The following is a 20,416-nucleotide window of genomic DNA, read 5'->3' as shown; positions in this document are numbered from 1 at the left end:
TGATCTCAGCGCGGCGTGAAATCCCAGCGGCCCTGGTCGCGATCGGCGCGGGCGGCGTCCAGCACGGCGCGCGCCGTCTCGGCCGGAGCGCGGCCCGCCGCCAAGCCTTCAGCGGTCAACCGCACCAGGCGGCGGCTCTGGCGATTGTGCAGTCCCTCGGTCGGACTGTCGGCGTCCGCCGCCAGCTTTCCGGCATAGAGACGCGCCGCCTCGGGCGAGGTCTGGATCAGGGTCAGCACCAGGGCGGCCGCGCGTTCGAACGCCTCGTTCTCCAGCGGCTGGCCCACCACGTCGCGGGTCAGCCAGACGCACAGGAATTCCAGCGGCCCCACGCTGCGGGCGTTGGTCATCAGCCCCCCGCCGGGACCGGACAGGCTCGAAAAGGCCGCCGCGCCCCAGGCCGGCAGGCGCGTGGCGGGCAGGCGATCGGTCGTCAGGGCGCGGGCCAGAGCGTCGGCGGCCAGACGCCGCGCCTCCTCGTCGCCGAAGCGCGCCACGGCGGCCAGCAGTTTGACAAAGCCGGGATAGAGCGCCTCGCCCAGTCCGTCGCAGACGCGCTGCAACACGGTGACGCGCGCATCGGGCGTCGACTGGCCATTCAGCCCGTCGATCAGAGCCTGGGCCGCGGCGGCCCAGTCGGGTTCAGCCTTGAGAACGAGATCGGTCACGATGACCGAGGCATAACCTCAGCCGAAGCCCTTGTCGCGGGTTTCGGTCAAATGATCGGCGATGGCGCGGGCGGCCGCGTCCATATCCAGCCGATCCGACACCAGAACGCGCACGTCGTCGCCCGCGAAGGCGGTGAAGTCGCCGAAGGCCTGGCCGCCGCGACCGTGAGCCCGCGCCTCTGCGCCCAGCGGCGTCGAGGCCGACAGATCGCGCGACCAGACGCCGGACAGGGGCGCGTTGTCGGTGCGGATCGTGGTCATGGCGGTCTCCTCGACGTGGAAGGGTCCACGCTAGGCCGCCAATCTAGGCGCATCCGCGCGCCCTCGCCATGCGGGACTTCCCTAGCCGCCTGCGGCCCGGAGGCGCGCCGATGACCGCCGCCGTTCGCCCGCTCGACGCGCCGCAATGGACCGACGCCGCCCTGTCGGCGCTGAACATCTGCGCCGCCGCCTTCGACGCGCGCGGCCTGACGTGGCATTCCCCCGCCTTCGCCGCCGCCTTCCCCGAGTGGCGCGAGGGCGAGGCCCTGCCGGTCGTAGAAACCCGCCTGCCCGGCCTGTCCGAGGCGATCGCGGCGGCGCGGCGCGAGGGCGCCTCGGACGCTCTGATCGTCCAGCCGGGCGGCCGCCGGGTGCATGACGCGCGTCTGGCCCTGTCCGACGGCCTGGTCTTCCTGGAGTTGTCCGACGCCGCCGAGCGTCAGGAGGCCCAGCAGCGCCACCTGGCCGACCGCGAGGAGCTGCTGACCACCTCGCGCGTGCTGTCGGTTGGCGAGATGGCCACCATGATCGCCCATGAGCTGAACCAGCCGATCGGCTCCATCGCCAACATCCTGCGCGGGCTGAAGGCGCGGCTGCAACGCGGAGCCCTGACGCTCGAGACCGGCGCCGAGGCCCTGGACCGCGCAACCGAGCAGGCCCTCTACGCCTCGGGCGTGATTCAGCGCGTCCGCACCTTCGTCGATCAACGCCAACCCCAGGTGCAGCGGCTGGACCTGGCCCGCCTGGCCCGCAACACCCTGGACCTGCTGGACTGGGAGATCACCCGCGACCGGGTGACGGCGCGCGCCGCCACGCCGCCGGACCTGCCCGCCGTCCTGGGCGACCCGGTCATGATCCAGCAGGTGCTGGTCAACCTGGCGCGCAACGCCCTGGACGCCATGCGCGGCGTCGACCTGCCCCGGCGCGAACTGACCATAGAGGCGCGTCACAGCCTGGACGCGCGCCAGATCGAGCTGACCCTGACCGACACCGGGCCGGGCGTGCCGGAAGAAGCGAGCGCCCGCGTCTTCTCGCCCTTCTTCAGCACACGCAGCGGCGGCATGGGCGTCGGCCTGGGCATCTGCCGCTCGATCATCGAACTGCATCGCGGTCGCCTGTGGTTCACGCCCGGCGAGACGGGCGGCAGCGTCTTTCACGTCGCCCTGCCGCTGGCCGCGGCCGAAACCCCGACCGAGGAGGCCCACCCATGAGCGCCGTCGCAACGCCGGCTGACGGGCCGTCCGGCCGCATCTGCCTGGTCGACGACCACGCCGAGTTCCGCCAGTCCGCCGCCTGGTGGCTGGAAAGCCTAGGCTATGAGGTCGAGTGCTGGGAAGAACCCTCCGCCTTCCTGGAGGCCATGGTCGAGCGCCCGGCCGAACCCGCCTGCTTCCTGTTGGACGTGCGAATGCCGGGCATGTCGGGGCTGGAGCTGATGGAGGCGGCGCGCGAGCGCGGGCTGGATCAGCCGGTGATCTTCATGACCGGCCACGGCGACGTGCCCCTGGCGGTCGAGGCCATGCGGCGCGGCGCCGTCACCTTCCTGGAGAAGCCCTTTCAGGAGAAGGCGCTGGAAGAGGCCATCGCCCTGGCCTTCCGCACCACGCCATCAGAAATAGAAGATGAAACAACCGCTTCTCCGCTATCCCTCGCCTATCAGGAAAGGTTGTCGCGCCTGACCGCGCGCGAGCGCGAGGTCATGAATCTGGTCGTCGCCGGTTCCTACAACAAGGTCATCGCCTATGACCTGGGCATCAGCCCCAAGACGGTCGAGCTGCACCGCGCCCGCATCATGACCAAGATGGAGGCGCCGACCCTGACCCATCTGGTCCGCATGGCCGTGTCCGGCCAGGTCGAGGAGGCGTGAGCTTGGCCCTGGACGCCCTGCCCTCCTCGCTCGCGCCCGCGCGCCCGCTTCGGCTGGACGAGCCGACCGTGCGCGCCCGCGCGGCCGTCGTCGCCGCCCTGGACGGCCTGACGCTGGATGAACTGCGCGTCAGCGTTCTGATCCCCGATCAGGACGAGACCTTCGTCGGCGAACAGGCCGTCTTCGCCACACCGCACGGCCCCGTCCGCGTCGCGCCCCTGACGATCGACGGCGCGACCTTCGCGAACGGCGACCACGCCGCCCTGCTGGCCGCCGTCTCGACGCTGGAGCCGCTGCTGGCGGCGCTGGAAGACGCAGGCGCCGAGGCGCTGACGCCCGTTGGCGTGCGTTCCGACACGTTCGAAGCGGCGCACATCGAGGTCCGCCTCAGCGACGGCGAGCGCACATTGCACGAGGCGCGCCTGTCCCTGCCGCCCGGCGTGGCCTTGCGCCTGCGCCGTGTCGGCGATCAGCCGCCAGGGCTGAACCTGCCCATGCCGGCCCGCCTGCTCATCGAGGGGCCGCGACTGTCGCCCGACGATCTGTCGAGCCTGCGCACGGGCGACCTGCTGCTGATCCCTGCTCTGGCCGAAGCCTGGGCCGCGCGCCTGTCGGTTCCCGGCAGGACGGCCGTCGGCCTGTTCGCCCCCGCCTCCCGAAACTTCACTCATCAACGCAAGGAAAGCCGCATGACCGAGGCCGCCGCCCCGCCTGCCGAAGACGAGCACGGACTGACGCCGGGGGCCGACACGCCGATCGCCGTGAGCATCGATCTGGGCGAGACCGTCGTGCCGCTGAAGACGCTGGCCGAGCTGCGCCCCGGCGCGGTCCTGCCCCTGACCGGGCTGGACGCCGAGATGCGCGTCACCCTGCGTAGCGCCGGCCAGGCCTTCGCGCGCGGCCGCCTGGTCTCCATGGGCGAGGCCTACGCCGTGCTGATCGACGCCGTCGCCGACCCGAAGGAGGCCGTCTGACATGGACCTGTCCCAGTTCTCGCCGGGTTCGGCGCTCGTCACCGTCATCCTGCTGGCGCTCGCGCCCTTCGTGGCGGTGATGGTGACGTCCTTCACCAAGATCGTGGTGGTGCTGTCCCTGCTGCGCAACGCCCTGGGCCTGCAGCAGGTGCCGCCGAACATCGTGCTGAACGGCATGGCGCTGATCCTGACGCTCTACGTCATGTTTCCGGTCGGCCAGCGCATGGCCGAGGCCACCAACCACATGCCGCCCACCGCCGCTCTCAGCGACACCCAGCAATTGTTCGCCTATGCCGACAGCGCCAAGGAGCCCTTGCGCGAGTTCCTGATCAAGCACTCGTCCGAGCGCGAGCGCGCCTTCTTCCTGCGCACCGCCCAGCGCATCTCGACGCCTGAAAAGCGCGCCGAGATCACCGCGCGCGACTTCCTGGTCGTCGTGCCCGCCTTCACCGTGTCGGAGCTGGCGACGGCCTTCCAGATCGGCTTCCTGATCTTCCTGCCCTTCCTGATCATAGACCTGGTGGTGTCCAACATATTGCTGGCGATGGGGATGATGATGCTGTCGCCGACCACAGTCTCCCTGCCGTTCAAACTGCTGTTGTTCGTGCTGATCGACGGGTGGGTGAAGCTGTCCCACGGACTTGTGCTCAGTTACGTCTAGGAGAGCGCCCCATGATGAACGCCCAGGCCATCGAGCTCGTCAATCAGGCGCTCTGGCTCGTCCTGTTCCTGTCGGCCCCGCCGATCATCGCCGCCTCCATCGTCGGCCTGATCGTGGCGGTGATCCAGTCGGCGACGCAGCTTCAGGAACAGACCCTGCAGTATACGGCCAAATTCTTCGCGATCGTGCTGACCCTGTTCGCCACGGCGGCGCTGATCGGCGGCTCGCTGTATCAGTTCAGCGACCGCATCTTCACCGAGTTCCCGGCCCTGGTGCGCCGCTAGGTGTTCGAGGGTCTGGACAGTCTGTTCGACAACGCCATCCTGGTGGCGGTGTCGACCACGCGGGTGGCGACGACCTTCCTGCTGATGCCGCTGCTGTCGCCGCAGACGGTGCCGGCGATGGTCCGCAACTCCATCTTCCTGGTGTTCGGCCTGGCGGTGCTGACCATGCAGCCGCAGGTGACCCAGATGACCCTGCCGACGGTTCAATGGATTCTTCTGTTCGGCAAGGAGGCTCTGGTCGGGGTGGTCATCGGCTTCTTCTTCGCCACCATGCTGTGGGCGTTCGAGGCCGCCGGCCAGATCATCGACACCAAGGTCGGCGCCACCATGGCCCAGGTGGTGGACCCGCTCAGCGGGCATCAGACCTCGCTGAACGGCGAGTTCCTGGGGCGGCTGGCCAACTTCGTCTTCATGTTCTCGGGCGGCCTGCTGCTGCTGGTCGGCACCATACTGGACAGCTTCGTCATCTGGCCCATCGGCAGCCTGACGCCGGTGCTGACCATGAGCAGCCTCAGCCTGTTCGAGGGCGAGTTCACGCGGCTGATGACCCTGGCCGTGCTGTTCGCCTCGCCGGTTCTGGTGGTGCTGTTCGTCACCGACGGCGCCCTGGGCCTGGTCAACCGCTATGCGCCGCAGCTGAACGTCTTCTCCCTGTCGCTGTCGATCAAGGCGTGGCTGGCGACCCTGATCATCCTGATCATGATGACCGGCCTGGTGCAGACCCTGCTGAACGAGATCATGGGCCGCCACGACACGGTTCTGGAGGTGTTGAAGGCGATGGGGCGGCGCTCGAGCTAGGAAGCTAGGGTCGTCCCTGATGGGGACCGTCCCGACTGTGAAGTCCCGCCCCCGCGTGGTCCGATGCCGATCAGCACGATCAACTTGGGGCTGCACGCGATGACCAACATCAACACCGCCTTCTCCACCGCCGTCGGGACGCTCGCGCTCGGCGCGGTGGCCGACCGTATGGCCACGGCGGCCAACTTCGCCCAGATGGGCTTCCAGTTGGGCGTGATGCTCAACGGCGCCTTCCAGCCCGCCGCCCCCGCCTTCGCGGCCTCCATGCCCCAGGACGGCAAGGCCACGGTGGACCTGGGCGACGGCTATACGCTGGAGATCAACGAGGCCAACTCCGAGTTCGTGGTGCGCGACGCCGACGGCAACGTCACCCAGATCTGGGGCGACCCGCACTTCAACTACAACGGCCAGCACGTCGGCGACTTCTGGGACACCATGACCCTGGAGCTCGAGAACGGGACCAAGATCACCGTCAACACCGAGCCCTTCGGCAACAATCCCAACGCCACCGTCACCAGCCAGCTGGTCATCACGCGCGGCGACCAGGCCATGATCATCGACGGCGTCAGCCAGAACCAGCTTGGCGACCTGAACATCAGCATGAGCAACAACGGCTACGCCATCGACGCCGCCTATCGCGACGGCCTGACCATCCGCGAGGACGACGCCGCCGGATCGGGCTGGACCAGCGGCATCACCGGCGACGCCGTCAGCCAGGAAGACTTCAACCTGACCAAGATCGGCAACGCCGGCCTGCCCGAGGCGCTTCAGGCCTTCAGCGACGCCCTGCGCGGCGTCCTGGGCGCCTGGCTGCTGACCGGCGTGTTGAGCGGATTGGCCGAAGCCCTGGGCGGCGCCTCTGAAACCAGCGAGCCCGGCAGCCCGCGCATCGCCCTCGGCCCAACGCCGACGCGCTGAACTTCACCTGCGGTTCAGCGCGAAACCCCGCGGACTTCGGTCCGCGGGGTTTGCTTTGCGTCACAGCAAGGGATCTGGCTCAGCGCCGCTCCAGTGAAGCGGTCGTAGCGTCCACCATGCGGGCGAACTGCTCGACGGCGCTGTCGCGGGCGGCGGCAGGGCCTTCTTCACGCGCCAGACCCGCCGCCAGGGCGCGCAGCATCGGCTCGACCACGGAGGGCGCGGTCAGGTGCGGAGTCGCGCGGGCGTGATCCTGAACCGCGCGGACGAAATCGGTCAGGGCGCGGTCGATCCGCCCCGTTTCGATCGGGGAGACGGCGCTCAGCCGCGCCGCGACCGCCTGGCCGGTCTGGGCGGCCAGCACGCGCATGTCGCCGCCGACCACCGCCCCGCCCTGCTGCCCCTGCTCGGCCCAGACCTGAGACAGGGCCACGCCGCGATCCAGACTGTCCGCCGGATCGGGCAGGAGCGCGCCGGCCAGTTCGGCCATGGCCTGAACGGCGGCGCCGACCGCCAATGAGCGGCTGTCGGCAGAAGACGCCCCGGCGGAGGCCGCCGAGGCGCCGGACGCGCCAGAGATGGCGCTGGATTCAGTCATGCGATCAGCGGCCGTCCAGCATGTTCAGGGCGTCGCGGCGCTCGTCCTCGAACCGCTGAGCGACCCCCGCCTGAACATCGGCGCGCGAGCTGGAGAAATAGGCCAGTTCGCCGTTGCCGTCGCGACGGCCGCGCTCGTCATAGACGGCGTTGATCAGCGCGCGATCGTAGTCAGGACTGGAGGCGTCGATCCCCTGACGCTCAACCGCCGCCATGGCGCGGGTGACGACCGCCGTGTTCGGGCCGTGATGCACCGAGGTCGACCACACCACGTCCTGAAGCGCGTGCGAGCGGTTGGAGATGTCGAGGCCCGCATTCTCGATCCGGGCGGACTGCACGTCATAGTGGGTGCGTTCGATGAAGGCGTGCTGGGCGGCCTGGAAGGCTTCCGGTTCGCGTGCGGCGATGGCGCGCCAGGTGTCGGAGAAGGCGCGCGTGCCCGCCGCCGCCCCGCCGAACTCATCGGCCCAGCGCGCGCCGTCGGCGGCCAGGAACTCCTGCGGCCGGTTGCGGTTCACCGCCAGCTGATAGGAGCCGTAGGACACCCCGCCCGGATCGCCCGAGCCGGAAGACACCGTGCCGGGCCCCCGCCCGCCGGTCTCATAGCGCGCCGACAGGGCGCCCAGGTTCGGATTGACGCCTTCCTGCCCCGCTGCGGGGGTCGCTTCAGCAGCAGGCTCCGAAACAGGCGTCGCCTGTTCAGGACCCGCGCCGTTCAGACGGATCTGCTGGCCGACCTGGATCAGCGACGGATTGGCGATGCCGTTGTCCGCCGCCAGCTCGCGCCAGCTCATCCCGTATTGCTGGGCTATGCCCGACAGGGTGTCCCCGCCGCGCACCGTATGGAAGGCGGCCGCCTCGGCCTGCACGGCGCCCCGGCCCTCCGTCGCGCCGGCCGGCAGGGTGACGGTCTGGCCGGGATGGATCAGGTTCGGATTGGTGATCTGGCGGTTCGCCGCCAAGAGGTCGCCCACGCTGACGCCATAGCGTTCAGCAATGGCGGACAGGGTCTCGCCCGAGCGGACGGTGTGGGCGGGCGCTGAGCCTTGGGCGCCGGCGGCGGCTGACTGACTGGCGGCGGAAGAAGCGGCGAGAGACATGAGTCGGCTCCAGAAGACGCGGTGATCCGTGCAGCCATTCTGCTGTCTGTCCGCGCGCCTGAAATCTGGGGGCTTTCCCTAGCGGCGCCGTTCGCAGGCGGCCCGGCATAGGGGATGTCCCTAGCTAAGGACGCCCCCAGCTTATGCCGCCGCCGTCCCGGCCATAGGCTCGCCCCAGTATTCGCTCGCCCCAGTATTTCGCCCGTATCGTGCAGGAGCCGGTCATGACCGTCACGCCTCTTTCGCCGTCCGTCGACACCCGCGTCCTGGCTTCGCCCGTCAGCGGCCCCGTCGCTGGATCGCCCTCGACCAGCCGGGTCGATCAGGCGCTGGACACGCTCCGCGACCGCCTGGACGAAGGCTTCTTCAACGACGTCTCCCAGGGCGACCTACGAGACATCAACGCCACGCTGAGCGGCCTGACGGCGGAAGAGCGCAACGCCGTCGTCTCCGAACTGTCCGACGACGAGCTGAACAAGTGGACTGACGAGCTCGACAACTCCGGCTTCCTCGGCATGGGCGGCGGGCTGAATGTGGACGAGCGCCGCGACCTGCACACGACGCTGGGCGGCTCGCTGGACGCCACCCAGCTGGAGCGCGTCTACAACGCCTATGACAACCGCGAGCAGAAGCTTGAGTTGGCCCAAGGCGTCGCCGCCCACGCGACGTCCGACGTGAAGACCGGCTTTATCGCCGCCCTAGCGCCCCAGACGACCGAGGCCGACGGCATGGGCGGCGTGATGATCTCTGATCAAGGCGACACCGAAGGCCTGGCCGTGGCCAATGTGCTGGGCAGCCTGGGCGGCAACGCCTCGGCGCTTAGCACCGCTTATGGATCGTTGAGCGACACCCAGCTGTCGGCCGTCTTCGAGGCCGGGACCCAGCAGACCATGTACACGAACATGCAGGGAGGCGTGCCGACCTACAGCTATGACGCCGGACCGCTGGCCGCCGCCGTCGACGCCGCCGCCACCAGTCCCGACGCCGAGCTGAAGGCGCGGGTGTTCGAACTGGCGGGCCGCCAGATGGCCAGCGTCTCGGCCGCCAACGGCGTGCTGACGCCGTCCATCGGAACCGGCGACGCCGCCGACGAAATTCGCGCCAGCATGGAGGGCCTGCTGAAATCCGACGTCAACGGCGTGGTCGAGGCGCTGGAGCAGGACTATCAGGCCGGCAAGGGCATGACCGCCTTCCTGCAGGAGACTCTGGGCCAGGACGGCGGCGCCGACACGATCCGCGGGCTGGTCGACCAACTGGCGCGCGGCAATGATCTGAAGGGCGACATGCTGCAACGCTTCACCGCCCCGACGCAGCAGGACGGCGGCGTCTTCTATCCGGCCGCCGAGCGCATGGGCTACTTCTCCGGCGCCCTGCATGAAGCCTTCGAGGGCGTGAACAAGGGCGCGGCCGAAAACGTCGAGACTCTGAAGACCATCTTCGGCTTCGCCACCGGCAAGCTGCCGGGGCCCGGCGTCAGCGATGCGACCGGCTGGCTGAGCGACCAGGTCTTCGACACGGCCCTGAGCCAGTATCAGAGCGGCCAGGCCGATCTGTTCGAGAGCATCGTGGCCCTGACGACCCCGACCGGCGCGGACGGCCGCCGCCCCTATGACGGCCCGGCTGAAGTCAGCTACAACGAGGGCTGGGAGTCCGTGACGCGGATCCCGCTGAACTGATCCTCAGAGTCTGGCCGCGCCCGGACGGAAAGGACGCGGCCTTGCCTGCCCCCCGTTGGCTTCCGATCCTGGCGACCCTGACCATGCTGACCGCCTGCGACTCCTCGCCCGAGACGCCTGAAACCACGCCCTCGGCCGTCATCACGAGCGAGAGTTTCATCGCAGCCGCCGCACGGATCGACGCGACATCCCTGCCCGCCCTGGCCGCCGCCGTGGATGCCGACCCTTCGGGCGTGGCGAACCAGCTTCAGAGCAGCCTGGGCGGTCGCCACGCCTTGCAGGCCTACGCCGCCGCCATGCTGGAGAACGGCGAAGGCGAGCGTCTGGGGCGGCAATGGGCGGCGCTGACGGCCGATGTCCCCGCCCTGTCCGCCTCAGAACAGAAGGACGGAGGCGTCTGGCATCCTCGCGCCGAGGACGCAGGCTTCTTCACAGGCGGGATCGCCGCCGCGCTGTCGCACACCCCCAGGACCCTGCCCGACTTCGCTCAAGGCGCAGGCGTCGCCCCGCCCGCTCCCGGCCAGGACGTCTCCGAATGGCTGTCAGCGCGCATCGACGCCTTGCCTCGCCCCGCGCGCGCCGCCTTCGACCAGGCCCTGCACGCAGGCGCGGTGCGTTAAAGCCCCAGTCTAGGGAAGACCTCTAGGGAAGACCCTAGCAGCGCGGTTCGGCGAGCAACGATAGGATGACTGCATAGGATCGGGAGGCGACCATGCAGATCGACCGGATCGGCGCGACATCGTTCCAACCTCAGACGACGCCCGCGACGGCGCACTTCGACGATGATCCGCGCGTCGCCCTGGACTGGGCGCCGCCGCCCGCCATGCCGGTGCAGGCCCAGGCCGTCGTCGCCCCCGCCCGTTCGGACAATGTCGTCGACCTGGACGCCGCGCGGACGCATCTGGCGCTGTCAGCCGACGTCTATAACGACACCCCCTCGCCGCCCGACGGCTGGCGCATGGCCGGACCTGACGACCTAGACCGGCTGCGCCTGACGCCCGACATGCTGGAGCGCGCCGATTCCGAATTCCGCGCCCGCGTCTACGTCAGCGATGAGGGCGGCCAGGCCCGCTACGTCGTCGCCTTCCGCGGCTCCCAAGCGGGCGAAGACTGGGTCAACAACGGCCAGCAGGCGCTGGGCCTGTCCTCAGAGCACTACGACAAGGCCCTGCGCATCGGCCAGAGGCTGGCCGCCGTCGAGGCGGACGTCACCCTGACCGGTCACTCGCTCGGCGGAGGCATGGCCTCGGCGGCGTCCCTGGCGTCGGGCCACGACGCGGACACCTTCAACGCCTCCGGCCTGCACGCCTCGACGATCGAGAGCGCGCAGGCGGGCGGACGCCCGGCGCCCGACATCGACGCCTTCTATCTCAAGGGCGATCCGCTCAGCCTGCTGCAGGACGGCGGCGATCGGATCATCCTGGGCGGTCTGGGGGCCGCTCTGCTCGGCCCGCTCGGCGGCGTGGTCGGCGGATGGGCGGGCGACGCGCCCGGGGCCGTAGGCGACCGCATCGCCGTATCCCCGACCCCGCCCGAGGACAAGTCCTGGTGGAACTGGACGCCCGGCGCCCTACACGGCGTCGAATGGTTCCAGTCCAGCCTGGACGCCATGCGATAAGGCGGCGGAACGGCCTCGACCCGCAGGCCGTTCAACGCCAAGATGCGCCTCTTCACGCCGATCCTTCTCGCTGGAGTTCTGATGAGCGGTTGCGACGCCCGCGCCGACGGTTTTGTCGTCGGCACCGTCCTGCCCTCCCCGGCCAGCGTGGCCGCGTTGGGCCGAGACGGTCACTCCACCCGCGACATGGTCGAGGCGGTCCGCGACAGCGATCTGGCGAAGGCCCGCCGTCTGTTGGACGCCGATCCTGCCCTGGCCCGCATCGGCGACGGCAAGAACCTGGATCTGCTGACCCTGGCCGTCGCACGCGACGACCGGGCCATGGTCAGCCTGCTGCTGGAAAAGGGCGCCCCGCCCGACGGCCCGAACGGCGAGACCCCGCTCAGCCTGGCCCTGCGCGCCCGCGAACCCTGGCACGCCCAGGCCCTGCTTCAGGCAGGCGCATCGCCTGACCCGATCGCACCCGACGCCTTCTGGCCGCTGGACGAAGCCATCGCGCTGAACTCCCTGGGCGCGGTGAGGCTCCTGCTGGATCGCGGCGCCGATGTGAACCGCGCCGACCGCACCGGGGGCACGCCGCTGGAAGCCGCCGTGGCCATGCGGAATTACCGGATCGCCGAACTGCTGCTGGAGCGCGGAGCCGACCCCTGGGCGGTCGGCGTCAACGGCGACACCATCGCCTCCGCCCTGAACGCTCCCATCCGCCCCGCTGAACCCATCGAATCCCAAGCCGAATCTCGGGTCAAAGCCCGCCTGACCGCCGCCGGCTGGCGCTTTCCTCCGCCCTCAGCGCAGGCGGTCCGCGCCGCCGTTCTCGCCGGACGATGGCCTCCCCCCGGCGCCCAGGGCGGCCGCCCGCCCTCTCACGATCTGGTGCAGCGGATGCGAGAGCTGTGGCCGGAGTAATGTCGCGTTGTTTTTAGCATGGTCGCCGCCTTTGCTCCTCTATCCATTCGCCCGTACGATTTGATAGATCGGCTGAATTCATGGCAAAGCTACATATTCTTCACGCCTTACTTGATAAAAAATAACCCGGAAACGGCATCAGCTTCAGGCGATCTTGAACCAGGAAGGTCTCTGATAGGAAAGCCCGGATCGTCCCCCCCATCAACTCAAAGCAGGGCGGCCCTGCCTTGAATCTCCTATAATTTTGCGCGGAGAGCTCCAACTCGCTTACGTATGTCGAGGCCCTACACCTTCGAAGCCTCTTCCCCCTTCACGTCCTGCTGCCGTGAAACATGGGCAGCTTCAACAGCGGCAACGAGTGAAACTTCGCTGACATAGTAGACGCCACAGATCGTTCGACTGGCGCCGTACGCCAGACCACGCGTCAGGATCGCTTCAGCGCGGTCCGGCGTAAGTTCCTCCAGGATCAACGCCCACGCCCAGCCCATCGCCGCATGACCTGAGGGATAGGAACCGCTCTCGGCCAACCACGGAGTGGCCTCGACGCAGATGTCCGCCGGTTCGGACACGAAGGGACGCGGCCGGGCATGACGCGCCTTGGCCGAGGCCTGGATCACCTCGACGTGCATCCGGCCCAGCAGCAGCGCCAGCGTCGGCGTCCGGCTGGGATCAAAAGGAGCCCCGAGCGCCTCGCTGAAGCGGCGGCGGCAGAAAGGAGAGCGCCTCTATCCTTCGGGATGGTCGGCATAGCCTTGCCACAGCGACGCCTCATGACCGGATACGCAGGCCGACAGCACCAGACCGAGCGCGGCGACGCCCAAAATCCGCATGCGCATCTCAGTCCTCCGTCACCTGAAAACCGCCCGCGCGGTCGGTCGTGATGCGAGCGAAACGGCGTACCCGGCTATCGCGCGCCTTGATGTCCGCCACGAGGTGGTAGTCGCAGGTCAGGGCCTCACGGGTGATCCCGACGATCAGGAAGCCATGGTCGCGAACGTGGGCGAAGCGGACGTCGGGATTTTTTGCGACCAAAGCCTTTTCCGCGACCTCATAGATGCGGGCGTCCGGGCTGATGGTTTCATAGCCGCCGGGCGAGGTGACGCTGCCGGTTCCGAACTCGACGCCGACGAAGCTTTCGTCGCGCGGATCGTGCAGGCGGTTGCCCCAGAACATGTGGGTGTCGCCGCTGAGGACAGCCAGATTGGACCTGCTGCGGCGGGCGGCGTCATACAGGCGCAGGCGCGCCGCCGGATAGCCGTCCCAGGCATCGAGATTGATGGGCAGACCCAGACGCGTGCTTTCCAGCCAGCGGCGCGAACCGGGCCGCGACATCGCTTCTTCCAGCAGGTCCTCGGGCATGACCGACATGAAGTCCGGAGCCCGCATCCGGGCCACGACGACCTGATTGGCCAGCATCTGCCACGTCGTTCCGCGCTGGACCGAGGCGGTCAGGGCGTCTTCCAGCCAGGCTTCCTGCGCCGCGCCCATCATGGAGCGTTCAGGGCGGTTCAGCACCTCGGCCTCGAAACGGGCCGCATCGGGGCGGCCCTCAGCATCGAAGATCATCTCGCGTGAGGCGCTGGGCGCCTGAGTGCGGCCGGTCAGGCGCGTCTCGACCGCGATCAGCGACAGCAGATCACCGAAGTCATAGACGCGGTTCAGGACATGGGCCGGGCGCCCCGGCGCCGGATCACGCATAGGCAGCCATTCGAAATAGGCCTGGATCGCGGCGTCGCGACGCTGGTCCCAGGGCCCTTCCGTATCTTCATCATGAGCCGATGCTCCGCCCATCCAGCTGTTGTTCGCCGTTTCATGGTCGTCCCAGACGGTGATGAAGGCGGCGCGGGCGTGGGCGGCCTGCAGGTCGGGGTCGGTGCGATACTGGGCGAAGCGGCGGCGATAGTCGTCCAAGGTGACGATCTCATGCGCCGGATCATGTTCACGGCCCAGAGCGCGGCTCTCCGGCCCGCCATAGCCGTCGACGCCGTATTCATAGATGTAGTCGCCCAGGTGGACCACCGCGTCCACCGGCTCTTCCAGCTCGGCGATGGCGCGATAGGCGTTGAAATAGCCGAAGCCGTAGTGAGAGCAGGACACCACCGCCAGCCGCACCCGCTCCGCCTCCCCGCCCGGCAAGGTGCGGGCGCGCCCGACGGGCGAGACGGCGTCGTCGCTGTGGAAGCGATAGAAGTATTCACGCCCGGCGCGCAAACCCGTCACATCGACCTTGGCGGTGTGGTCGCGCGCGGCCGTCGTCTGCACCACGCCGAACTGGACGATGCGAGTGAAACCTTCGTCCTCGGCGACTTCCCAACGCAGCTTGGCCACGCAGCCCTGCCCCATCGCGCGGGTCCAGATGACAAACCCGCCCTGCGTCGGATCACCGGCGGCGATACCGTGGGTGAAGACCGCCGGATCAAGCGCCGCAATCGCGGCTGCGGGGCCGGCCAGCGCCGCGCCTCCACTCATCAGGGCCAAGGCGCCGCGGCGCGACAGACGAAGGGTCTGCGTCATCGAACATACTCTTTTCGTTCGAGATGCGCCGTGCGGGCGGCGCGGAATACAGCATTCCGGCGGCCGGTCGTTCCGGCCGCCGGACAGATCATCGGACCTTAGAAGCGATAGGCCAGGTTCACCCGGAACATGCGCGGCAGGCCGGGCATGACGGCGACTTCCTTGTAGACCTCGGCCGAGGGGGTGAAATATTCCTCGTCGAACAGGTTATCGATGTTGGCTGAGACGGTGACGTTGCGCACCTTCACATAGGCCGCCGCCTTGGCCAGCGTATAGCCAGGCAGACGCAGGCTGCTTTCCAGAATGCCGCCCGTTTCCGAGACATAGGTGGCCCCGGCGGTGAAGCCAGCGCTGGCCTCGGCGCCCATCAGGTTGAACGGCTCGGTGGTGTAGGCGCCGAACAGGCTGAACACGGTGTCGGGCATGGTGCGCACGACATAGCCGTCAGCCAGCTCCGGGAAGCTGCCCGCATTGTTCACCGCAAAGGTGCCGCCGTAGGCCAGAACCGGATCAAAGCCCAGTTGTTCGGGCCGCAGTTCCAGATACTCGCCCTTGCCCTTGCCCGGCGCATCCACGCGGGTTTCCTGCAACGTCAGCGCCGTGGTGAAGCTGAGCTTGTCGCTGGCCAGCCAGTGGGCTTCCAGTTCGAAACCGTCCGAGGTGGTGCCGCTGACATTGCCCATGATGTCGGTCTGGCGGCGGAACTGCTCATAATAGGCTGCGCCGCCGAACAGAGCGCCGTCAAACAGAGAGAATTTGACGCCGACTTCCTTCAGTTCCGACGGCGAGATGAACAGATTGCTGGTCACCGTGCCGACCGACACGCCGCCGGCCTGGGTCGATTCCAGCGAGCGCGGCTCGGCCACGGTGACATAGGGGGTCAGGCCCCACGGCGTCTCATAGCGGGCCGACAGCGACCAGGTGACGGCGTCCTTGCTGTTCTCGACCCAGGTATCCTTCAGGCCGAAGACCGTCTCGCCCTTGTTGATCGCCTTCACGTCGTAATCGTCCCAGCGCAGCCCGGCCAGGATGCTGAAACGGTCGAAGATGGTGATATCGCTCATGGCGAAGACCGAGCGGCTGTTCCACTCCATCTCGTGCCGCGAGTCCCACATCTGCACCCCGTCCTTCATCAACGGCGCGGCGATGCGATCACCCGCCGTCGAGCCATGTGACAGGTCGCGACGATTCAGGGCGATATAGCCGGACAGGAAGCTTTCATACTGCTTGGCCGTATGGTCGCGATAACCGGCGCCGACGACGGTGTCGGCGCTGACATGCCGGCCGAAACGCGACGGGAAGCTGTAGGTCACGCGGCCTTCGAGAGCGCGAGCGTCATAGTCGGCGGCGAAACCGAAGCTGTTGAAACGCTGGTTCTCGATGTCGTCCATGAAGGCCTTGAACGCCAGCACTGAACCGTTCGCCATCTCCTTCTGCAGGCCCGCATAGGCGGTGAAGGTGCGGCTGTCGTTATAGTCGGCATCGTCGGCCATGACGTTACGACGGCTCAGCTCGGTCGTGCCGACGCCTTCATCAAGAGCGAATTTCGGATTGTTCTTGCCGCCGTATTCCAGAATCTGGCGGATGTTGGAGGTGCCGCCCCAGGCGCCGAAGGCGGCGTCGATCTCGCCGTATTCGATCATGCCCGAGCCATCCAGATCGACCAGATCGGTATCGCGCCCGGTGATGTAGACGCCGTTGTCGATCAGGTTCTGCGTGACCCGGTTCCAACCCGGCGACTGGATGCGACCCGACTCCTTGAAGTGCATCAGATTGACTTCGCCCGACCAGCCGTTGCCGAAATCGCCGACATAGGTGGCCTGAAGGTTCAGGTGTTCAGGATGGACGTTGCGGTAATAGGAGTCGGAATCCTCGCGCTCGACATAGAAGGCGAAGCCGCCCTCGCCCACCGGCACGACGATGTCCGCCGCCGCATTGCGCCGTCCATAGGAGCCGACGGTGACATTGACGCCGCCGCTCATCTCATCGGCATAGCGTGCATCAACGCCGCGCGCCGACTTGGGCACGAAGTTCAGCAGACCGCCGACCTTGCCGGGACCATAGATGGGCGAGGACGGCCCGCGCAGCACCTCGACATAGGCGGCGGCGCCCAGGTTGGACGAAAAGCTGCCCCGGTTCTCGATCCGCTTGAAGCCCTGAAAATAGGTGTCGGCCAGGGTGCCACGCACGTTCAGATTACCCGGGACGCCGAAAAAGCTGGCCGTATAGGCGCCCGGCACGGCGGCGACCAGATCGTCGACGTTCTCCATCCCATAGCGGGCGATGGTGTCCGAGCTGACGCGCGAAGCCGAACGCGGCGTCTCCAGCAGCGAACGGTCCAGGCCGGTGAAGCTGTCGGTCGCACTCTTTTGAAGGCGGCTCAGCGGATCGAAGCGGGCGGTGACGACCACGTCCCCGATCTGGGTCGTTTCGGCCCGCGCCTCGGCGGCCGAAACGATGACGAAGGCGCCGTTCGGGTCGCGCCGGAACGTCAGATTGGCGCCTTCCAGCAGGCGCGCCAGCGCCTCAGCCGCCGTCATCGAGCCGGTCAGCACGCTCGAACGACGATTATCCAGCGTCACGCCCGCTGCGACGATCACCGTCCCCGTCTGTTCAGCCAGTGCGACCACCGCCCGGTCCAGAGACTGGGCCTCGATGCGGATGGTGTGAACCTGGGCGGCGGCGGCCGGGCGGGATGGGGCCTGAGCCATGGCGGGCATGGCGGCGGCGGCAAGCACGAAAACGGCGGCGGAAGACGTGGCGACGGCCTTCAGCCTCGAACGATGAACGGTCAAACTCTATCCCCTAGACGTTGCGTGAAGCCTGCAGCCGACATGGCCCCCAACAGCTTCAACACCGCCTAGACGCAAGCCGACGCTCGCCCTTCCAGCCCGCACCCCGATTTCATTAAAGCTTCAAGATAACTCAGCTTTTCAGCATCATTTGGATTTCGCCGTCGGCGTTGCGGCGTCGCACCAGATGGCCGTTCAGTTCCTGCGCCAGGCTCTCCAGCGCTTGCGGAATCTGCTCAATAGTGAAGGCCGCCGTCACCTTGCGCGCACCCAACTGAGGCGAGACGATCGTCACGCCGGGCCGATAATAGCGGTTCACCTCAGCCACCACTTCCGACAGCGGCTGATCAATGAAGCTGAAGCGCTGACGCCGCCACGGCGCGACGCCTGCCGGATTGATCGCCGCCCGTGTCAGCACCCCGCCGCGCAGGGCCGCGCGCTCTCCCGCCCCGATGACGGTCTGCTCGCCAGCGGCTATGGCGGTCACCCGCACCCGTCCCTCTTCGACGAAAACCTCCGGTCCCAGTTCGCCCAGACGGACCTCGAACGCCGTGCCCAGCGCCTCGGCCTTCAGCCCTGCTCCAACGACAGTGAAGACCCGCGTCTCGTCGCGCGCGACATCAAAGAAGGCTTCGCCCGCATCCAGCCGCATATGCCTCACCCCCTCGTCGACACGGGTCGCCAGAATCGAGTGCCCGCCCAGCGACACGCGCGAGCCGTCCTCCAGCGACAGATGACGGATTTCACCCACCTCGGTCGCAAACCGGCGTCGCTCGCCACTGGCCAGTTGCAGCGCCAGAGGCGTCATCGCCAACGCCCCTACCCCCGCCGCCATGGCCATCAGCCCCCGGCGCGACGGCGCCGTCCAGAGACGCGACGGCGCGCGCGCGGGGACGACCGAGACGGTTTGCGCGTCGCCCAAACTCTGCTGGTTCAACGCTTCTGACCAATCGAGCCGCGCCCACAGGGCCTCGGCTTCGGCATAGGCCGCAGCATGATCCGGCGAGGCCGCCCGCCACGCCTCAAACGCCCGCCGATCCGTCGCGCTGACGGGGCCGCCGCAACGCAGCGCCAACCATTCCAACGCCTGTTCGATGGGCGGCGCATCATTCCGCGCCGTCATGCCGCCTCCGCCCCACGCGTCTGAACAGCGCGACGCAACTCGATCAGCGTCCGCGCGATCGTGCGACTGATGTCCGCCGGAGAGCGTCCCGTCAACCGCGAGATCTCCGCATAGGTCAGCCCCTCAATCCGGCTCATCCGCAAAAGGTCCCGGGCATCGGAATCCAGCGCCTGGATGCCGCGATCCAGCGCCTCCTGTTCCTCGCGCCTCAACAGGACCTCCTCGGGACTGAGTTCATGTGGCGGCGGCGCAGTATCGGCCATCGCCTTCCAGCGCCTCTTCTGGCTGTCGGCGCGGCGGATGGCGTCCTTCAAGGCGTTGCGCGCCATGACGAACAGAAAAGCCCGAGGATCCGCCACACCCTCCCGGTTTTCCAGCGTGCTGAACCGCAGGAAAGCCTGCTGAAGGGCGTCGTCCACTCCATCTTGCTGAGGACCATAGCGCCGGACCAGTGCGGTGCGGATCTCCACCCCGTAACGAGCCAGCAGATAGTTCAATGACCGACCGTCACGCCCGCCGCTTGCCCCGCCTTGGGTTCCCATAGACTTGCCGCAATTTCATCCCCACTGCTAACTTGCCCGGGATTTGCGACAGATCGCCCACATCATCGCACCAGTTTTGCAAAGCCCCCTTCGCCGTATCTCAGCCCGGCGCGCCCCGACCCACCGATAGATTATCGCCCGCGGGTTCGACTATTCAACACTGCTCTGAGCGCCAGTACCGGACATTCACACCCCGGCCAAAATCCAGACATTGCTGGACGAGGAATCTGGCCGCGCATAGTTGCATGACCGGTTCCCATCACACTTTCACGCACATTACCTGACGCAGGGTGAGAACCACCTCAATCAGGTCGGTCTAGCCCCAATGACTGCATCGATGTCCTTGTAGGGATCGACGTCCACTCATTTGTCCGTCGCTGCACTCAGATCGATCTAAAAGAATGACCGAGCGATTGAACGCTCGGCCGAGTTCTACAGGAACCATGAGTTAGGCGGGGAGCCATCGGCCGGACGGTAAATGTCCGGCCGATGTTAAGCGCAGGGGATCGCGCTTATTAGAAGTTCCGTACGTCAGGGCATCCGGAAGGGACCGGCCGCGCCGCTGGTCTGAGTGACATTGAGGAAACCGGACACTTGGCAAACGGTCGGCGAGCCGGGGACAAGGGCCGTGGTGGCCACGATTTGGTTCGAACCGCCCCAGTTCAACGTCAGCGGCGTCAACGTACCGGAGCAAGTTCCCGCCCCAGCTTGGACATTGACGTTCTGAAGTTGAAACTGACCAGTGTTCACCCCTTTGGAAATCTTTACGAAATTCCAATTCGTCGTCAGGGGAAGTATTAGCGACCCGCACAGCGCATGACCGGTCGCCCCCGGACTAAACACAACATTCGTCGTGCTCGCGCTTCCGGCCGAATTAACAGAAACATCCATCACAACATGACACACGACATCTGGGATGGTTTGGAATAGAGAAAGATCGCCTTCAGCACGATAAGTGCCTGGGTTAGACGCAAAGTCCTGCGCATTCACAGAGGCGACACCAAACAAAGACATGACAGCAATGGATGAGACTGCAGAAAGCAACTTCTTCATAATCCACACTCCTTATTGTCAGAATTTACCTAGAACAATTTCACTCTAGGGCGATGTTACTTTA

At 67.3% G+C, this 20,416-nt stretch carries 21 protein-coding genes; 11 read left to right on the top strand and 10 right to left on the bottom strand.

Annotated features, from left to right (window positions below):
- Nucleotides 1-5 precede the first annotated feature (5 nt).
- Together ACWIDZ_RS11230 and ACWIDZ_RS11225 are read right to left on the bottom strand one after the other, a co-directional pair.
- Nucleotides 6-668: a hypothetical protein gene (locus tag ACWIDZ_RS11230; RefSeq protein ID WP_453989188.1), complete on the bottom strand. Its 663-nt coding sequence runs from the start codon at nt 666-668 to the stop codon at nt 6-8.
- A gap of 18 nt (nt 669-686) precedes the next feature.
- A complete protein-coding gene (locus ACWIDZ_RS11225) occupies nt 687-929 on the bottom strand; it encodes a hypothetical protein (protein WP_453989187.1) in 243 nt (80 codons plus the stop codon).
- Between the two features lie 110 nt (nt 930-1,039).
- On the opposite strand from ACWIDZ_RS11225, the gene ACWIDZ_RS11220 reads away from it, so the two are divergent.
- The 7 genes from ACWIDZ_RS11220 (at nt 1,040) to ACWIDZ_RS11190 (ending at nt 6,431) form a co-directional block, all read left to right on the top strand.
- Nucleotides 1,040-2,140, top strand: a complete 1,101-nt coding sequence (locus ACWIDZ_RS11220; RefSeq protein ID WP_453989186.1) for a sensor histidine kinase — start codon at nt 1,040-1,042, stop codon at nt 2,138-2,140.
- Nucleotides 2,137-2,796, top strand: a complete 660-nt coding sequence (locus ACWIDZ_RS11215) for a response regulator transcription factor (RefSeq protein WP_453989185.1) — start codon at nt 2,137-2,139, stop codon at nt 2,794-2,796. The genes ACWIDZ_RS11220 and ACWIDZ_RS11215 overlap by 4 nt, the downstream gene beginning before the upstream one ends.
- Nucleotides 2,793-3,770, top strand: coding sequence for a FliM/FliN family flagellar motor switch protein (locus ACWIDZ_RS11210; RefSeq protein ID WP_453989184.1), 978 nt, complete (start codon nt 2,793-2,795; stop codon nt 3,768-3,770). Before ACWIDZ_RS11215 ends, ACWIDZ_RS11210 begins: the two co-directional genes overlap by 4 nt.
- 1 nt (nt 3,771) lies before the next feature.
- Nucleotides 3,772-4,431 (top strand): type III secretion system export apparatus subunit SctR, encoded by a 660-nt coding sequence (gene sctR, locus ACWIDZ_RS11205; RefSeq protein ID WP_087139973.1) that lies wholly within the window; start codon nt 3,772-3,774, stop codon nt 4,429-4,431.
- An 11-nt stretch (nt 4,432-4,442) separates the two neighbouring features.
- Nucleotides 4,443-4,715: a type III secretion system export apparatus subunit SctS gene (gene sctS, locus ACWIDZ_RS11200; protein WP_003164547.1), complete on the top strand. Its 273-nt coding sequence runs from the start codon at nt 4,443-4,445 to the stop codon at nt 4,713-4,715.
- Nucleotides 4,716-5,513 (top strand): type III secretion system export apparatus subunit SctT, encoded by a 798-nt coding sequence (sctT, locus tag ACWIDZ_RS11195; RefSeq protein ID WP_128116310.1) that lies wholly within the window; start codon nt 4,716-4,718, stop codon nt 5,511-5,513. It begins immediately after the preceding gene.
- 63 nt (nt 5,514-5,576) lie between these two features.
- Nucleotides 5,577-6,431, top strand: coding sequence for a DUF1521 domain-containing protein (locus tag ACWIDZ_RS11190; protein WP_453989183.1), 855 nt, complete (start codon nt 5,577-5,579; stop codon nt 6,429-6,431).
- 79 nt (nt 6,432-6,510) lie between these two features.
- On the opposite strand, the gene ACWIDZ_RS11185 is transcribed toward ACWIDZ_RS11190, so the two are convergent.
- On the bottom strand, nt 6,511-7,029 hold the full coding sequence (locus ACWIDZ_RS11185) for a hypothetical protein (RefSeq protein ID WP_453989182.1): 519 nt from the start codon (nt 7,027-7,029) through the stop codon (nt 6,511-6,513).
- Between the two features lie 4 nt (nt 7,030-7,033).
- Nucleotides 7,034-8,128: a LysM peptidoglycan-binding domain-containing protein gene (locus ACWIDZ_RS11180; protein ID WP_453989181.1), complete on the bottom strand. Its 1,095-nt coding sequence runs from the start codon at nt 8,126-8,128 to the stop codon at nt 7,034-7,036.
- A 224-nt stretch (nt 8,129-8,352) separates the two neighbouring features.
- On the opposite strand from ACWIDZ_RS11180, the gene ACWIDZ_RS11175 reads away from it, so the two are divergent.
- The 4 genes from ACWIDZ_RS11175 to ACWIDZ_RS11160 all read left to right on the top strand — a co-directional run bounded on the left by ACWIDZ_RS11175 (nt 8,353) and on the right by ACWIDZ_RS11160 (nt 12,328).
- Nucleotides 8,353-9,804, top strand: a complete 1,452-nt coding sequence (locus ACWIDZ_RS11175; RefSeq protein ID WP_453989180.1) for a hypothetical protein — start codon at nt 8,353-8,355, stop codon at nt 9,802-9,804.
- A 41-nt stretch (nt 9,805-9,845) separates the two neighbouring features.
- On the top strand, nt 9,846-10,424 hold the full coding sequence (locus ACWIDZ_RS11170) for a hypothetical protein (protein WP_453989178.1): 579 nt from the start codon (nt 9,846-9,848) through the stop codon (nt 10,422-10,424).
- A 92-nt stretch (nt 10,425-10,516) separates the two neighbouring features.
- Nucleotides 10,517-11,422, top strand: coding sequence for a hypothetical protein (locus ACWIDZ_RS11165; RefSeq protein WP_453989177.1), 906 nt, complete (start codon nt 10,517-10,519; stop codon nt 11,420-11,422).
- An 81-nt stretch (nt 11,423-11,503) separates the two neighbouring features.
- Nucleotides 11,504-12,328, top strand: a complete 825-nt coding sequence (locus tag ACWIDZ_RS11160; RefSeq protein ID WP_453989175.1) for an ankyrin repeat domain-containing protein — start codon at nt 11,504-11,506, stop codon at nt 12,326-12,328.
- Nucleotides 12,329-12,612: 284 nt separating this feature from the next.
- On the opposite strand, the gene ACWIDZ_RS11155 is transcribed toward ACWIDZ_RS11160, so the two are convergent.
- From ACWIDZ_RS11155 to ACWIDZ_RS11130, 6 genes are all read right to left on the bottom strand, one after another.
- A complete protein-coding gene (locus ACWIDZ_RS11155) occupies nt 12,613-12,966 on the bottom strand; it encodes a phosphatase PAP2 family protein (protein ID WP_453989472.1) in 354 nt (117 codons plus the stop codon).
- Nucleotides 12,967-13,165: 199 nt separating this feature from the next.
- A complete protein-coding gene (locus ACWIDZ_RS11150) occupies nt 13,166-14,842 on the bottom strand; it encodes an alkaline phosphatase D family protein (RefSeq protein ID WP_453989173.1) in 1,677 nt (558 codons plus the stop codon).
- Between the two features lie 98 nt (nt 14,843-14,940).
- Entirely contained in the window at nt 14,941-17,637 is a 2,697-nt protein-coding gene (locus tag ACWIDZ_RS11145; RefSeq protein ID WP_453989172.1) for a TonB-dependent siderophore receptor, read from the bottom strand.
- 130 nt (nt 17,638-17,767) lie between these two features.
- Nucleotides 17,768-18,757: a FecR family protein gene (locus ACWIDZ_RS11140; protein ID WP_453989171.1), complete on the bottom strand. Its 990-nt coding sequence runs from the start codon at nt 18,755-18,757 to the stop codon at nt 17,768-17,770.
- Complete coding sequence (locus ACWIDZ_RS11135) at nt 18,754-19,254, bottom strand: RNA polymerase sigma factor (protein ID WP_453989170.1); 501 nt, start codon at nt 19,252-19,254, stop codon at nt 18,754-18,756. The genes ACWIDZ_RS11140 and ACWIDZ_RS11135 overlap by 4 nt, the downstream gene beginning before the upstream one ends.
- 576 nt (nt 19,255-19,830) lie before the next feature.
- The gene (locus ACWIDZ_RS11130) at nt 19,831-20,352 is read right to left on the bottom strand and encodes a hypothetical protein (protein WP_453989169.1); all 522 of its coding nucleotides are present in this window, start codon (nt 20,350-20,352) and stop codon (nt 19,831-19,833) included.
- Nucleotides 20,353-20,416 lie beyond the last annotated feature (64 nt).

The sequence above is a fragment of the Brevundimonas sp. NPDC055311 genome, assembly GCF_053645695.1.
The sequence above is the reverse complement of the archived record's forward strand: the minus strand, read 5'-3'. Positions and strand labels throughout refer to the sequence as shown.

Coding starts and splice junctions, on each gene's coding strand:
- ACWIDZ_RS11215 (WP_453989185.1), top strand. CDS start 2,137: ATGAGCGCCGTCGCAACGCCGGCTGACGGGCCGTCCGGCCGCATCTGC.
- ACWIDZ_RS11165 (WP_453989177.1), top strand. CDS start 10,517: ATGCAGATCGACCGGATCGGCGCGACATCGTTCCAACCTCAGACGACG.
- ACWIDZ_RS11220 (WP_453989186.1), top strand. CDS start 1,040: ATGACCGCCGCCGTTCGCCCGCTCGACGCGCCGCAATGGACCGACGCC.
- ACWIDZ_RS11180 (WP_453989181.1), bottom strand. CDS start 8,128: ATGTCTCTCGCCGCTTCTTCCGCCGCCAGTCAGTCAGCCGCCGCCGGC.
- ACWIDZ_RS11130 (WP_453989169.1), bottom strand. CDS start 20,352: ATGAAGAAGTTGCTTTCTGCAGTCTCATCCATTGCTGTCATGTCTTTG.
- ACWIDZ_RS11190 (WP_453989183.1), top strand. CDS start 5,577: ATGCCGATCAGCACGATCAACTTGGGGCTGCACGCGATGACCAACATC.
- sctS (WP_003164547.1), top strand. CDS start 4,443: ATGATGAACGCCCAGGCCATCGAGCTCGTCAATCAGGCGCTCTGGCTC.
- ACWIDZ_RS11150 (WP_453989173.1), bottom strand. CDS start 14,842: ATGACGCAGACCCTTCGTCTGTCGCGCCGCGGCGCCTTGGCCCTGATG.
- ACWIDZ_RS11160 (WP_453989175.1), top strand. CDS start 11,504: ATGAGCGGTTGCGACGCCCGCGCCGACGGTTTTGTCGTCGGCACCGTC.
- ACWIDZ_RS11225 (WP_453989187.1), bottom strand. CDS start 929: ATGACCACGATCCGCACCGACAACGCGCCCCTGTCCGGCGTCTGGTCG.
- ACWIDZ_RS11185 (WP_453989182.1), bottom strand. CDS start 7,029: ATGACTGAATCCAGCGCCATCTCTGGCGCGTCCGGCGCCTCGGCGGCC.
- ACWIDZ_RS11175 (WP_453989180.1), top strand. CDS start 8,353: ATGACCGTCACGCCTCTTTCGCCGTCCGTCGACACCCGCGTCCTGGCT.
- sctR (WP_087139973.1), top strand. CDS start 3,772: ATGGACCTGTCCCAGTTCTCGCCGGGTTCGGCGCTCGTCACCGTCATC.
- ACWIDZ_RS11140 (WP_453989171.1), bottom strand. CDS start 18,757: ATGACGGCGCGGAATGATGCGCCGCCCATCGAACAGGCGTTGGAATGG.